The 13904-nt window shown below is 62.2% G+C and carries 11 protein-coding genes and 2 pseudogenes; 10 read left to right on the top strand and 3 right to left on the bottom strand.

Annotated elements, in window-relative coordinates; all coding sequences use genetic code 11:
• Window positions 1-22: 22 nt before the first annotated feature.
• The 9 genes from ACLH0H_RS24595 to ACLH0H_RS24555 all read left to right on the top strand — a co-directional run bounded on the left by ACLH0H_RS24595 (window position 23) and on the right by ACLH0H_RS24555 (window position 10665).
• Window positions 23-304, top strand: coding sequence for a DUF2934 domain-containing protein (locus ACLH0H_RS24595; protein WP_411380013.1), 282 nt, complete (start codon window positions 23-25; stop codon window positions 302-304).
• Window positions 305-437: 133 nt separating this feature from the next.
• On the top strand, window positions 438-2597 hold the full coding sequence (gene glgX, locus ACLH0H_RS24590; protein WP_186688712.1) for a glycogen debranching protein GlgX: 2160 nt from the start codon (window positions 438-440) through the stop codon (window positions 2595-2597).
• Window position 2598: 1 nt separating this feature from the next.
• Entirely contained in the window at window positions 2599-3597 is a 999-nt protein-coding gene (locus tag ACLH0H_RS24585) for an acyl-CoA dehydrogenase (RefSeq protein WP_411380012.1), read from the top strand.
• The gene (locus ACLH0H_RS24580) at window positions 3594-4352 is read left to right on the top strand and encodes a PIG-L deacetylase family protein (RefSeq protein ID WP_411380011.1); all 759 of its coding nucleotides are present in this window, start codon (window positions 3594-3596) and stop codon (window positions 4350-4352) included. The genes ACLH0H_RS24585 and ACLH0H_RS24580 overlap by 4 nt, the downstream gene beginning before the upstream one ends.
• A complete protein-coding gene (locus ACLH0H_RS24575; RefSeq protein WP_411380010.1) occupies window positions 4349-4948 on the top strand; it encodes an SAM-dependent methyltransferase in 600 nt (199 codons plus the stop codon). Before ACLH0H_RS24580 ends, ACLH0H_RS24575 begins: the two co-directional genes overlap by 4 nt.
• Window positions 4945-5604, top strand: a complete 660-nt coding sequence (locus tag ACLH0H_RS24570) for a glycosyltransferase (protein ID WP_411380009.1) — start codon at window positions 4945-4947, stop codon at window positions 5602-5604. Before ACLH0H_RS24575 ends, ACLH0H_RS24570 begins: the two co-directional genes overlap by 4 nt.
• A gap of 174 nt (window positions 5605-5778) precedes the next feature.
• On the top strand, window positions 5779-6540 hold the full coding sequence (locus tag ACLH0H_RS24565; protein ID WP_411380008.1) for a PIG-L deacetylase family protein: 762 nt from the start codon (window positions 5779-5781) through the stop codon (window positions 6538-6540).
• 298 nt (window positions 6541-6838) lie between these two features.
• Window positions 6839-9001, top strand: a complete 2163-nt coding sequence (locus ACLH0H_RS24560; RefSeq protein WP_411380007.1) for a TonB-dependent siderophore receptor — start codon at window positions 6839-6841, stop codon at window positions 8999-9001.
• 167 nt (window positions 9002-9168) lie between these two features.
• On the top strand, window positions 9169-10665 hold the full coding sequence (locus ACLH0H_RS24555; protein ID WP_411380006.1) for a methyl-accepting chemotaxis protein: 1497 nt from the start codon (window positions 9169-9171) through the stop codon (window positions 10663-10665).
• A 13-nt stretch (window positions 10666-10678) separates the two neighbouring features.
• Here ACLH0H_RS24555 and ACLH0H_RS24550 read toward each other — a convergent pair whose 3' ends face one another.
• The 3 genes and pseudogenes from ACLH0H_RS24550 to ACLH0H_RS24540 form a co-directional block, all read right to left on the bottom strand.
• Window positions 10679-11107, bottom strand: coding sequence for a DUF1810 domain-containing protein (locus ACLH0H_RS24550; RefSeq protein ID WP_411380005.1), 429 nt, complete (start codon window positions 11105-11107; stop codon window positions 10679-10681).
• A gap of 18 nt (window positions 11108-11125) precedes the next feature.
• A pseudogene (locus ACLH0H_RS24545) lies at window positions 11126-11560 on the bottom strand (methyl-accepting chemotaxis protein); the annotation flags it as partial.
• Between the two features lie 120 nt (window positions 11561-11680).
• Window positions 11681-12343: pseudogene (locus tag ACLH0H_RS24540) on the bottom strand (PAS domain-containing protein); the annotation flags it as partial.
• Window positions 12344-12833: 490 nt separating this feature from the next.
• Between ACLH0H_RS24540 and ACLH0H_RS24535 the strand changes: the two are divergent.
• Window positions 12834-13766: an EamA family transporter gene (locus ACLH0H_RS24535; protein WP_411380004.1), complete on the top strand. Its 933-nt coding sequence runs from the start codon at window positions 12834-12836 to the stop codon at window positions 13764-13766.
• Window positions 13767-13904: the final 138 nt, after the last annotated feature.

The following is a 13904-nucleotide window of genomic DNA, read 5'->3' as shown; positions in this document are numbered from 1 at the left end:
AATTTTTGCGAGGAGCATTGTGATGAGTACTGAAGACAAACGCATACGCGAGCTGGCGCATCAGATCTGGGAATCTGAGGGCAAACCCCATGGTGAAGATGCTCGCCACTGGGAGATGGCGCGCAAACTGGCCGAAGCCGAAGCGCTGACGCCAAGCAAGCCAAAAGCTGCGGCCAAGCCGAAGACGGCGGCCAAGTCGCCTGCCGCCAAACCGCCTGCCGCAAAAGCCAAGCCTGCGCCTGCGAGCAAACCGACTCCGGCGCCGGCCGCTAAAAAGCCCGCGCCAAAAAAGCCCAAACCCTGACCCTCGTTATTTCATAGCCCTCCTCCCGACGCTGTCGGCAGGAGGGGATTCTGTTTTTGATACCGATCAGCTGACTTTCCGTCGGCAGGGCCGCGTTCGGCCCGAAGAATTTCCCCTTCCAGGAGCAACATTCATGAGCAAACCCCATAAGACCCCAGCGACGCCGGGCGGCGAACCGTCACGGGTGCGTGAAGGTTTACCGTTCCCCCTCGGTGCCACCTGGGACGGCCTGGGTGTCAACTTTGCCCTGTTCTCGGCCAACGCCACCAAGGTCGAGCTGTGCTTGTTCGACGACACCGGCGAAGTGGAGCTTGAGCGTATAGAGCTGCCGGAATATACCGACGAGATCTTCCACGGCTACCTGCCCGACGCCCACCCGGGGCTGATTTACGGCTATCGCGTGTACGGTCCGTATGACCCGGCCAACGGCCATCGCTTCAACCACAACAAATTGCTGATCGACCCCTACGCCAAGCAATTGGTGGGCGAACTCAAATGGTCCGAAGCGCTGTTCGGCTACACCATCGGCCACCCGGATGACGACCTGAGTTTCGATGAACGCGACAGCGCGCCCTTCGTGCCCAAATGCAAAGTCATCGACCCGGCGCACACCTGGGGCAACGACCAGCCGGTGCGAGTGCCGTGGGACCGTACGATCATTTACGAAACCCACTTGCGCGGCATCAGCATGCGTCACCCTTCGGTCGACGAGGCCGTGCGCGGCACCTGCGCCGGGTTGATGGAAGATGACGTGCTCAAGCACATCCGCCAGTTGGGGGTGTCTTCGGTTGAACTGCTGCCGGTGCACGCCTTCGTCAACGACCAGCATCTGCTGGAAAAAGGCATGACCAATTATTGGGGCTACAACAGCATCGCGTTTTTTGCCCCGGACCCGCGCTACCTCGCCAGCGGCAAGATCGCCGAGTTCAAGGAAATGGTCGCGCACCTGCATGAGCAGAAGCTCGAAGTGATCCTCGATGTGGTCTACAACCACACCGCCGAGGGCAACGAGCGCGGCCCCACACTGTCCATGCGCGGTATCGACAACGCCTCGTACTACCGCCTGATGCCAGACGAGAAGCGCTTCTACATCAACGATTCCGGCACCGGCAACACGTTGGACTTGAGCCACCCGTGCGTCCTGCAGATGGTCACTGACTCGCTGCGCTACTGGGCCACGGAAATGCATGTCGATGGCTTCCGCTTCGACCTGGCGACCATTCTCGGCCGCTACCGTGACGGCTTTGACGAGCGCCACAGCTTCCTCGTGGCTTGCCGCCAGGACCCGGTGTTGCGCCAGTTGAAAATGATCGCCGAGCCCTGGGACTGCGGCCCCGGCGGCTACCAGGTGGGCAATTTCCCACCGGGCTGGGTGGAATGGAACGACCGTTTCCGCGACACCGTGCGTGCGTTCTGGAAAGGCGACGACGCACAATTGGCCGATTTCGCCGCGCGTATGACGGCTTCCGGCGAAATGTTCAACCATCGCGGCCGTCGCCCCTACAGCTCGGTTAACTTCATCACCGCGCATGACGGGTTCACCTTGCACGACCTAGTGTCGTACAACGACAAGCACAACGAAGCCAACGACGAAAACAACCAGGACGGCAGCAACAACAACCTGTCCTGGAACCATGGCGTCGAAGGCCCAACCGACGATCCGGAAATCAACGCACTGCGCCTGCGTCAGATGCGCAACTTCTTCGCCACACTGCTGCTGTCCCAGGGCACGCCGATGCTGGTGGCCGGTGACGAATTCGCCCGCACCCAGCACGGCAATAACAACGCCTACTGCCAGGACAGTGAAATCGGCTGGATCAACTGGGACCTGGACGAAGACGGCAAGGCCCTGCTCAAGTTTGTGAAACGCTTGATCAAGCTGCGCCTGGCCTACCCGATCCTGCGTCGTGGCCGCTTCCTGGTGGGCGACTACAACGAAGATATCGGTGTGAAGGACGTGACTTGGCTGTCGCCGGACGGCTCGGAGATGACCACCGAACAATGGGAAGACAGCAACGGCCGCTGCCTGGGCATGTTGATGGATGGTCGCGCCCAGGAAACCGGGATTCGCCGTCCCGGCGCCGATGCCACGCTGCTGCTGGTGGTCAACGCCCACCATGACGTGGTCAATTTCCGCTTGCCGCCGGTGCCCGAGGGTGAGTTCTGGACCTGCATGCTCGACACCAACGAGCCCGCCGTGCGCGGCCAGGAACGCTTCGATTTCGAACATGAGTACGGCGTTACCGGCCGTTCGTTGTTGCTGTTCGAACTGCAGCGTGAAGACGAGGTATGACATGCAGGCGCATGGATGCCTCCAGGACTCCCCGGGCTATGCTGACACGCACGCCCTGGGCGCGGCCCTGAAGGCACTTCAAGAGGAAGGCCTGGACCAACTGCCGCTGCCAGGCAGCGGCCAGACGCTGGCGCGTTTCAGCCGCTTGGCGCAGGTGGCGGGTCACGACCTGCGCCTGTGCAAGCTGTTCGAAGGCCACGCCGATGCCTTGGCGATTATGGCCGAGCTCGACAGCCCGTTGCCGCCGCTGGGCAGCCTCTGGGGAATGTGGGCCGCCGAGCCGCCGTCGGCCAAGGTGCGCGTGCGGCGAGACGGGCAGCGCCTGAGCGTGCAAGGACGTAAAGCCTGGTGCTCCGGCGCGGCGGTGGTCAGCCATGGATTGGTGACTGCCTGGGACGAAGACGACCGCCAACAGTTGGTGGCGGTGCCCATGGCGCAACCCGGTGTCATCGTGACGGATGAAGGCTGGAACGCCGTGGGCATGGCGGCCACCGGCAGTGTGGACGTCGTGTTCGATGGGGCGTGGGGCCTGGCCGTGGGCGGACCGGGCGATTACCTCTCCCGGCCCGGTTTCTGGCAAGGCGGAATCGGTATCGCCGCCTGCTGGTATGGCGGGGCCGAACGCCTGGCGCAGGTTTTGCGTGAACACTGCAGCACGCATGCAGAGCCCCACGCCTTTGCCCACCTTGGCGCCGTCGACAGCGTATTGAACAGTGCGGCGTGCGTACTGCGCGCCAGTGCCGAGCGCATCGACCTTGCGCCACAAGCCGATGCCAGGGAGTTGGCCCAGCGGACCCGTGCCTGCGTCGAAGACACCGTTGAGCAAGTCATGCGCCATGTGGGGCGTGCGCTGGGGGCCGGGCCCTACTGCAAGGACCCGCACTTTGCCCAATTGATGGCGGACCTGCCGGTGTATGTGCGCCAGAGCCATGCCGAACGCGACTTGGCCGGCCTTGGCGAGCTCGTCGCCAGCGCCCCCACAGGACGGTGGCAGTTATGAAACCCAATCCGATCGTTGGCCAGGGCACGCCGCTGCATCGCTGGCAAGCCTCTGCGAAGATGGCCGAGCTGGCGCAGATCAGCGTCGAGCAGTTGGTACCTGAGGGGCACCGTGCGGTCATCGTTGCCCCGCACCCGGATGATGAAGTGCTCGGCTGCGGCGGTTTGCTGCAAGGCCTGGCGGCGCTGGGTCGGCCGATCCAGTTGATCTCGGTGACCGACGGCAGCGCCAGTCACCCCGGTTCACGGCGCTGGCCCGTGGAGCGCCTGAGCGTGGTACGCCCGCAGGAGTCGGCCCAGGCCCTGCATCGCCTGGGCGTGCCGTTGCACAGCCTGAAATGGCTGCGTGCGGGGTTCGGCGATAGCCAGGTGGCCGCTCGAGAAGATGAGCTGGCGGTGTTTATCCAGCGGTACCTCAAACCCACTGACGTGGTTTTCACCACTTGGCGCGAAGATGGCCATAGCGATCATGAGGCCGTCGGCCGTGCGAGCGCCAAGGCTGCAATGGCGGTGGGCGCCACCTTGTATGAGCTGCCGGTATGGACCTGGCACTGGGCAACGCCCGAAGACAGCCAGGTGCCCTGGCACCGTGCGCGCAAGATTGCGCTGAGCTGCGAAGCCGTCGCCCGTAAGCGCCATGCCATCCATGCTTTCGCGAGCCAATTGGAGGGCGACCCGCAGGTCGGCCTCGCACCGGTGCTCGCGCCCTACGTGGTGGAGCGCCTCCTGCAACCTTTTGAAGTGGTGTTTGTTTGAGTGTCGCCACGCCCTACTTCGACCAATTGTTCGCCGAAAACGATGATCCCTGGGCCTTTCGCCAGCATTGGTACGAGCGACGCAAACGCGCGTTGACCCTGGCGGTACTCACACGCCCGCGCTACGCCTCGGTGTTCGAGCCCGGCTGCGCCAATGGCGAGCTGAGCTTCGAGCTGGCGCCACGCTGCGATCGCCTGTTGTGTTGCGACACAGCCTCGGCCGCGGTGGCGCTGGCGCGAAGTCGCTTGCTGGGTTTCCCCCATGCCGAGGTGCTGCAAAGCCGTCTGCCGGCGCAATGGCCTACGGGCAAGTTCGAGCTGATCGTGTTAAGCGAGTTGTGCTACTACCTCGACGCCAGCGACCTGGGCGAGTTGATCGAGCGCACCCGTGGCTCGCTGACTGAAGACGGCCAGGTGCTGGCTTGCCATTGGCGCCCGCCCATCGAAGGTTGCCCGCTCACCGCCGAGCAGGTGCACGGCCTGCTCCAGCAGCAGTTACACATGCCGCGAGTCGTCTCCCACCACGAGCATGACTTTTTTCTTGACCTTTGGAGCCTCGACGGCACCTCGGTTGCCACCTTAGAAGGCTTGCGATGATCGGCATTCTGATTCCGGCGCATAACGAAGAAGGGTTACTGGGCGATTGCCTGAAAGCGGCGCTGATGGCGGCCAGTCACCCGGGATTACTGGGCGAAGAGGTCACTGTCCTGGTGGTACTCGACAGTTGCAGCGATGGCAGTGCCGCCATCGCTCGGGGTTACCCGGTGCAATGCCTGGAGGCCCAGGCGCGCAACGTCGGGCAGGTGCGGGACGTGGGCGCCCGGCACCTGATCAGCCAGGGCGCGCGGTGGATCTCCTGCACCGACGCCGACAGCCGGGTAGCCCCCGACTGGCTGGTGGCCCAGCTCGCGCTGGGGGTGGACGCGGTGTGCGGCACCGTCACGGTGGATACCTGGGGTGAAGCGTTCGACCCCGCCGCGCAGATTCGCTATCACCAAGGCTACGAGGCGCGTGACGGTCATCGGCACATTCATGGTGCCAACCTGGGCGTGAGCGCCGACGCCTACGTGCGCGCCGGTGGTTTCGAACCCCTGGCCTGCCATGAAGATGTCCAATTGGTTCGCGACCTCGAATTGTCCGGCGCCTCTATCGCCTGGAGCCACGCCCCGCAAGTGATCACCAGCGCGCGTCTGGACGCCCGCGCGCAAGGCGGGTTTGGCGATTATTTGAAGAGCCTGATACACGCCGTGTAAAAAAGGGCGTGGCTGAATGTCAAAGGCCGCATCCTTGTCTATGCTGAGGGGGCTTTGCCGGCATTCCAAGGTTGGAATGCCAGCGCCCACCGCAGCGGAGCCTGTGGTGAATACCAGCGAGCCATGCCGCCCACGCGGCACGGCCCAGCGTTAACCGACAAGGATGTGACACCCATGAAGCTTGCTTCCTTAAGCGACGGCCGTAGCGGCCCAGCGCAAATCTGGAACAGCGCTCCGCAACTGGCGCAGATCCCCCCCGTCACCCCTTCCTCACTGGTGCCCCCTGGCGCTCGCGTGGTCATCATCGCGCCCCACCCCGGCGACGAAGTCCTGGCCTGTGGCGGCCTGCTGCAATTGCTCAGCACCCTGGAACACCCGCTGAAGCTAATCTCCATCACCGATGGCAGTGCCAGCCATCCGGGCTCTGCTGTCTGGCCGGCGAGCCGCTTGAGCGTGGTGCGCCCCCAGGAGAGCGTCGAAGCCCTGCGCCGCCTCGGCATGCCCTTGCACAGCCTGAAGTGGATTCGCGGCGGGTTCTGCGATAACGCCCTCGCCGCGCGGGAAGCGCCACTGAGCCAATTCATCGCGCGCCACCTGCAGCCCGGCGATGTGGTGTTCAGCACCTGGCGCAATGACGGCAATGACGACCACGATAGCGTCGGTCGTGCCAGCGCCAGCGCCTGCAGCCTGGTGGGCGCGCAGTTGCATGAACTGCCGATCTGGGCCTGGCACTGGCCCGCCCGTGAAGCGGCGATCATCCCCTGGCACCGGGCGCGCAAGGTGCGCCTGAACACCTGGAGCGTAGCGCGCAAACTCCACGCCGCCCACGCCTATGCCAGCCAGTTGGCCGGTGACCCGCAGATCGGCCTGGCGCCGATGCTGGCCCAGGTGCTGCTGGAGCGCATGCGTGAGCCTTATGAGATTGTGCTGTCTTAAAACTGGCGCACCCAGACCGGCTATTTCTGCCAGTAGCGGCCTGCACTCGTAAGGTTAATGGGTGCCCAAGTCGACAGCGCGGCGCTCAGGTTTGAATGGCAAGGATGGGCCAGCTACCGATGGCAGCGCGGGCCCGCCTGCAAATAATGGCAATATGCCTACCCTCCTCGATGTGAAAAATTCGTTAACTAATTCTTCCTTAAGACTTTTTCCAAAAGACACAATCTGCCAGACTAATGCGAATACTTATCAACATCTTTATTATTCGCCACGGAGGGCATTGGGGAGTGTCAGTTCTATGTCTGTGCAACATCACAGCCGCAATGGTTTCCTACCCAGCCTGATGGCGTTGGCTGTCTGTCTTGCAACCTCACACGCGGCGTTTGCCGCCGATACCCAAGCGCCGGCCACCACCCTCGAACTGGGCGCCACGCAAATCTCCGGTGAACAGCAACTGGGAGAAACCACCGAAGGTACGCAGTCCTACACCACTGGGGCGATGAGCACCGCGACCAAGCTGCCGTTGACCCTGCGTGAAACCCCGCAAGCCGTTACCGTGATTACGCGCCAGCGCATGGATGACCAGGCGATGACCAGCATCAACGATGTCGTCAAGGCTACGCCGGGACTATTCCTTAACTACTCCAACGGCCCTGGCCGGCAGTCCTACACGTCGCGCGGCTTCGACATCGACAACCTCATGTATGACGGCATCCCGAGCGGCTATAACGGTGCGTCGGTGGGTGCGCAGCCGAACCTGGCGATGTTCGATCGCGTCGAAGTCGTGCGTGGCGCCACCGGCCTGGTGACCGGCGCGGGTAACCCTTCGGCGGCCATCAACCTGGTGCGCAAGCGCCCACTGGACGAGCAGAAAGTCACCCTGACCGGTGCCGCCGGCAGTTGGGACGATTATCGCGGCGAGCTGGACGCCTCCAGCCCGCTCAACGACAGCGGCACCTGGCGCGGGCGCGTCGTCACCTCTTATCGCGATGCCAACAGCTTCATCGACAAGGCCGAGGAATATCACGGCCTGTTCTATGCCGTCACCGAAGCCGACCTGAGCGAAGACACCACCCTGACCCTTGGTTTCTCGAACCAGAAGGACAAGACCAATTACTTCTGGGGTTCGTCAATGGTTGGCCAGGATGGCCATCACCTGGACCTGCCTCGCTCCTACAACCCTGGGACCGACTGGGAGAACAAGGATCAGGAGATCAACACAGTGTTCGCAGAATTGCGTCAACGCCTGGCCAATGACTGGAAGCTGCAGGTCAACGCCAACTACGCTGAACAGAACGCGTTGTTCTCCGGGTCCTACCAGTCCCGCTGGGTCGCCAACACACCGGCGCGCACGGTTTACCAGGCGGCCTACGATGAAAACCAGGCGGGGGTCGACGCGTTTGCCAGCGGCCCCTTCCAGGCGTTCGGGCGTACCCATGAGCTGGTGGTTGGCACCAGCCGGCGCATCTACGACATGACCACCCACAACTACAGCCCGTACAACCTCAACTGGCCACTCACCGCCGGCAAGCCAGACTTTACCCACACCACCAATGACCGCACCGTCACTACCCAGGACGGCTTCTACGCCACCACGCGCCTGAGTTTGGCCGACCCGTTGAAGCTGATCCTTGGCGCACGTCTGGACTGGTATGACTACGACGCCCATGGCAGCGACGCCGGCGACTATAAGGTCACCCGCAACCTGACCCGTTACGCGGGCCTGATCTACGACCTGGACGACCATCATTCGGTCTATGTCAGCTACAGTGACATCTTCACGCCGCAAAGCGAAAAGGATACCTCCGGTAGTCCGCTCAAGCCCATCATCGGCAAAAACTACGAGGTGGGTATCAAGGGCGAATACCTAGGGGGCGCGCTGAATGCGAGCGTGGCGCTGTTCCGCGTCGACCAGGAAAACCGTGCCGTGGGGGTGACCGTGCCCAACTGTCCGCAGGCCTCCTGCTCGCAAGCCTCGGGCGAGATCCGCAGCCAGGGCATCGACTTCGAACTGCAAGGCGCCTTGACCGAGAATTGGCAGGTGGGCGGTGGCTACACCTATGCGCGTACGCACACCATCAAGGATGAAGCCAACCCGCAGAACGTCAACAAGCAATTCGATACAGATACCCCGGAGCACCTGTTCAAGCTGACCACCAGCTACCACTTTCAGGGTCCGCTGGAAAAACTCCGCGTAGGCGGCAACGTCTCGTGGCAGAGCCGCATGTACAACGACCTCAATCTGGCCAACGGCGGCAGCTACCGTCTCAAGCAAGGCGCCTATGCCGTCACCGACCTGATGGCAGGCTACAAGGTCAACGACCACCTGGACCTGCAGCTCAACGCCAACAACATCTTCGACCGTCGGTACTATTCGACCATCGCCAACTCCGTGAGCTATGGCGGCGACGCTTATGGCAACCCGCGCAACATGATGCTCACCGCAAAATACAGCTTCTGACCCCAGTCCCCTCCACGGCTACCCTCCCGGGTAGCCGCTCCTAAAGTCCCGCCCTCTGATGCCGATATACGGTTGGCATCCATGATTCCAATAAAAAAACCAAAAACACCGATTCGCTCCACCCTGCCCTCGCTTTGTTTCGGCCAGCCCCCATGGAGTAAGTGTGAATGCCCACCCCCACGCGTTTTTTCGAGCACTACCGCAAAGCCGACCGCATCATGCTGGCGTTGATCTGGCTGATGTTCCTGTTTTCCCTGGGGCTGGGGTTCTGGCATGACACGCTGATGCAAGCCGTCGTCGTCGGCGGCGGCACCAGCGTGGTGCTGACCGCGCTGTACCGCGCCATCGGTGGAACCCGCGTGATGCGTTGCGTCCTCGGCGCAGGCCTGATGGTCATGGCGGCGCTGCATATCAACCAGGCCCAGGGTGTGATCGAAGCGCACTTCGGCATCTTCGCGCTGCTGGCGGTGCTGACCTTTTATCGCGACTGGCTGCCGATCCTGGTCGCGGCGGCCACTATCGCCGTGCACCACGTGGTGTTCCATGCACTGCAACATCAAGGCTTCCCAGTGTTTGTGATGGAACACCATGGCGGCTGGGCCATGGTCTTCGTCCACGCGTTCTACGTGGTCATGGAAACCGTCGCCCTGCTGTACCTGGCCGTGCACAGCCAGGCCGAGGCGGTCGAGAGCCAGGAAATGCTTGAGAAAATGCTCGCGGTCACCTCCCAGGTCACCGCGCAAACCGCCCAAGGCGAAGGCAAGGCGCATGTGTCGCTGGCCAAGCGTTTCGATCACTTCCTGCAGCAGATCACCCACCTGATCGATGGCGTCGCCCGCGACTCCCAGGGCCTTGGCGAACTCGGCCAGGAGCTGGCCAGCGCCAGCGGTACCCTGGAAAAAGGCGCACGCCATCAACTGGCGGAAATCACCCAGATGACCGGCTCGATGCAGCGCATGGAAGATGCCATGGGCCACATCGCGGTGCACGTCGAGCAAGCGGTGGATCGCGCCGGCCAAGCCAGCCGGCAGGTCCTGCGCGGCCAGGAAAGCGTCGGCCGGGCCCAGCAGGAAATCACTCAACTGGCGTCACGCCTCAATGGCACCCACGCAACCGTGCAAGGCCTGGCCGCGCAAGCCGAACAGATCGGCAGCGTGCTTGAAGTGATCAACAGCATCGCCAACCAGACCAACCTGCTCGCCCTCAACGCCGCCATCGAAGCGGCCCGCGCCGGCGAGCAAGGCCGTGGCTTTGCCGTGGTCGCCGACGAAGTCCGCAGCCTGGCGCAACGCACGGCGGTATCCACCCAGGAAATCAAGACCATCATTGAAGGTTTGCAGCAAGGCAGCCGTGAGGCCGTCGAAGCCATGCACGACAGCCGCCAGGGCGTGGAACGCTGCGTGGAAGATAGCCAGGTGGCGGTGGACATGCTGCGTGCAGTGGGCGATGACATCGCGCATATCGACGACCTGAACGGCCGGATCGTGACCACTACACGCGAGCAGACCTCGGCCAACCTGGAGATTGTCGGGCGGTTGCAGTCGGTGCAGAGCATCGCCCAAAGCACGGCCGATGACGTCGAAACCCTGGCCCGCAGCAGCGAACGCCTGCCGCCGATTGCGGTGCGGCTGGATGCGTTGGGCAAGCACTTTCATCAAGCGTGATGCGCCCTGCTGCTTATCCTGTCTTGAGCAGCAAGAGTGTCTTGGGATCCGGTTCACCGTCGAAAAACTGATCCAGTGCCGTTTGGTACACAGTGGACTCGTTCTGGACACTCATGAACAACGTCAGGCAAGAGCGAAACTTCAGGTCATCAGGCGCGCCGAAGAGCTGACTAGCGCTTGTTCCGCGGTGTTGCAGAACCGCGTTGACGCAGCTTTCGAGCCTTGGACCGAGCACCTCGTGCTCCAGATAAGCGCGTGCCTCGGCCACGCCAGAGATAGCAAAACGCTGGGCCATCTCGGAACGACCGAGCCCCTGCACTTGTGGAAAGACAAACCACATCCAGTGGCTCGTCTTGCGCCCCGCGTGCAGTTCGTCCATGACGCGACTGAACACCGGGCGCTGGGCCTCGACAAACCGCGCCAGATTGAACCTGTCTTGCATGGTCCGTTCTCTCCCAGGCTAAGCCACCTGCGTGGCAAACCTGCCCACTGCTTCGACGACCTTCTTTGCGCCGTCCTGAATTTCGACAATGACCTGGCCGGCCTGCGTGGCCAGTTCAAGGCCTTGCTCGGCCTGGGATTTGCTGTTGGCCATCTCGGCGACGGTCTCGTCCACCAGCTTCTGGTTCTGCAGGACCACCGATGCGATTTCTTCCGTCGCCGTGCTGGTGCGCCCGGCGAGTTGTCGAACCTCATCGGCCACCACCGCGAAGCCTCGACCCTGCTCCCCCGCGCGGGCCGCTTCAATCGCGGCATTCAAGGCCAACAGGTTGGTTTGCTGGGCAATACTGCTGATCGTCTGGATGATCGAGCTGATCAGCAGTGACTGCTTGCCGAGCGCTTCGACCCCGCCGGAGGCCGCCTGCATATCCACAGCGATTTTACGCATGGTGTGCATCGTATCGTTGACCACCACCGCGCCGCGTTGGGCAGTGACATCGGTCTGCTGGGATATTTCAAATGCCGTATGGGCTGCTCCGCTGACCTCGTGTTCGCGGGCCACCTGGTCACTGACCACCGTCGCGAATTTGACCACCTTGCACAGGTTGCCTTCGGTGTCGTAAACCGGGTTGTAAGTCGCTTCCAGCCATACGGTCTGGCCACGGCTGTCCACGCGCTCGAATCGGCCGGCGACAAATTCACCTCTGTTCAAGGTTGCCCAGAAATCCTTGTATTGCTGCGACGACGTTTCCTCTGGCTTGCAGAAGATCCGGTGGTGACTGCCTTTGGCTTGCTCCAGGCTGTAGCCCATCGCTCGCAGGAACTGGTCATTGGCCTTCAGGACATGCCCGGAAAGATCGAACTCGATCACCGCCGTCGAACGCAGCAGTGCATCGATGAAGGAGGAATTTTCCGATGCTTTCTCCACCCGGGAAGTGATATTCGTCGCATAGCATGTGACATGGCTCAACTTGCCGTTCGCATCCGTTATGGGCCGCCAATGGGCATGCAGCCACACCAATGAACCGTCGGCATGCAGGTACCTGTAGTCGTCCGTGATCGACTTGCCTGCGGCGACCGCAGCACGAAAGTTATGAAAGCACGGCAGCTTGGACACGTACTGCGGAACAATCTGGGACATGGCACGCCCCCGGAGCTGATCTTGCGTATAGCCCAAGGCTTTGGCAAAATTTTCGTTGCAGGCAATGATTTCGAACGCCGAGTCGATGCTCAACATGAGCATTTCGCGGTCCAGGCCATCGCGCAGTTGGCGCAGCTCCGACAGCTCGGCAGATTGCGACTGGAGCTGGTTCTTGATTTTGGTATTGAACATGGAATGCCGCCTCTTGGGTCATAACAAGTCTATCGGCATGCCATGCTGCATATTGAGGCCGTCCGATGGTCAAAAAGCTCCTTTAACGTTCAAAGCATAGTTGAGCAAAAATATTACGGTGGTCGAAACTGGGGTCGTCGAATTGCCCCGACCTATGAAGGCGCAATGGCCTTCGTCAGGACGTACGATCTCTACAATGTGGCGGCTTTAATCTATTTACTCGCCTCGTCGGAACGGCCTAAGCAAACCGAATTAATTCAAGGTGTTATACGCTTTCAAGAAAGTCCTCCCTTGCCCCTTCGCTTAAAACGCGCTACAAAACCCTCGCAATGTTGTACGACAACTTAAAATAATCGGCCATCCACGACGGTGGCGCCAACTGCTCGAGCCTGCCATGACGCCCCCTGCCCCCGCTCCCTTCTCCCGCCAAGTCGCCGTGTTGATCCTGCTGTGCATGGGCTGCGCCTTTGCAGGCAACCATATCGCCGCGCGCGTAGCGTTCGACGATGGCGCCGGTGTGCTATTGGCCATTCTGTTGCGCTCAGGCGGCACCTTGCTGGTGCTGGCCGTGCTGGTGCTGTGGCAGCGCCAAGGCCTGCGCCTGCCGCCACGTGCGTGGCGCTGGCAACTACTGTTGGGCGTACTCATCGCCACCCAAAGCCTGTGCCTTTATTCCGCCGTGGCGCGTGTTCCGGTCGCGCTGGCGCTGCTGGTGGGTAATGTGTTCCCGATCTTGCTGGCACTGCTCACTTGGGCATGCGGCGGCCCGCGTCCTAGCGCTCGCACCGCCTTGCTGATGGGCCTGATCCTGGTGGGTCTGGTGTTCGTCCTTGATGTACCAGGCCGCCTCTCAAGCAACACCGAACTCGGCCCGCAGTGGCTGCTCGGCGTAAGCCTGGCCTTCTGCGCCGCCTGTGCATTCGCCTGCGCGCTGTGGATCACCGACCACAAGTTGTCCCAGGTCCGCGGTTCGGTGCGCAGCCTGCTGACGATTTTCATCGTGTTCAGCAGCGTCAACCTGGCCGGCTTGGGTGGCGCCCTGCCGGGCGGCCTGAACCCGCCGACGACCGGCACCGGCTGGCTGGCACTGGCCACGTTGGTGGTGCTGTATGGGACCGGGTTTATCGTGCTGTTCATCTCGGTACCGCGCCTGGACATGCCGCGCAACGCACCGGTGATGAACATTGAGCCGCTGGCGACGTTGCTGATGGGCTGGATCGTGCTCGATCAAATGCTCAGCGCCGGGCAGTTGGCCGGAGGTGTGATTGTCGTCACGGGGATTGTGCTGCTGACGTATCGCAAGGCCCCTCGGCCTGCGCCTCGGTAACCGTCATCCCCGCGCCAGGCCTGGCCCGATTCCTGCCTGCTCCAATGCCAGCAAGTCGCTGCTGACTATGCGGACGACTCTTTTGGGGCCCGTCGCCCGAGCGCGGGCCCGGATAATTGGTCATCCCCCCGCCACACC

The sequence above is a fragment of the Pseudomonas sp. MPB26 genome, assembly GCF_046605355.1.
Lineage (GTDB): Bacteria > Pseudomonadota > Gammaproteobacteria > Pseudomonadales > Pseudomonadaceae > Aquipseudomonas > Aquipseudomonas cedrina.
Note: the sequence above shows the minus strand (reverse complement) of the source record. Positions and strands in the feature narration are given on the sequence as shown.

Excerpts from the sequence above, each read along its gene's own strand:
- ACLH0H_RS24550 (WP_411380005.1), bottom strand. The coding sequence starts at position 11,107 with ATGCAAGACAGGTTCAATCTGGCGCGGTTTGTCGAGGCCCAGCGCCCG.
- ACLH0H_RS24595 (WP_411380013.1), top strand. The coding sequence starts at position 23 with ATGAGTACTGAAGACAAACGCATACGCGAGCTGGCGCATCAGATCTGG.
- ACLH0H_RS24565 (WP_411380008.1), top strand. The coding sequence starts at position 5,779 with ATGAAGCTTGCTTCCTTAAGCGACGGCCGTAGCGGCCCAGCGCAAATC.
- ACLH0H_RS24560 (WP_411380007.1), top strand. The coding sequence starts at position 6,839 with ATGTCTGTGCAACATCACAGCCGCAATGGTTTCCTACCCAGCCTGATG.
- ACLH0H_RS24535 (WP_411380004.1), top strand. The coding sequence starts at position 12,834 with ATGACGCCCCCTGCCCCCGCTCCCTTCTCCCGCCAAGTCGCCGTGTTG.
- glgX (WP_186688712.1), top strand. The coding sequence starts at position 438 with ATGAGCAAACCCCATAAGACCCCAGCGACGCCGGGCGGCGAACCGTCA.
- ACLH0H_RS24585 (WP_411380012.1), top strand. The coding sequence starts at position 2,599 with ATGCAGGCGCATGGATGCCTCCAGGACTCCCCGGGCTATGCTGACACG.
- ACLH0H_RS24570 (WP_411380009.1), top strand. The coding sequence starts at position 4,945 with ATGATCGGCATTCTGATTCCGGCGCATAACGAAGAAGGGTTACTGGGC.
- ACLH0H_RS24580 (WP_411380011.1), top strand. The coding sequence starts at position 3,594 with ATGAAACCCAATCCGATCGTTGGCCAGGGCACGCCGCTGCATCGCTGG.
- ACLH0H_RS24555 (WP_411380006.1), top strand. The coding sequence starts at position 9,169 with ATGCCCACCCCCACGCGTTTTTTCGAGCACTACCGCAAAGCCGACCGC.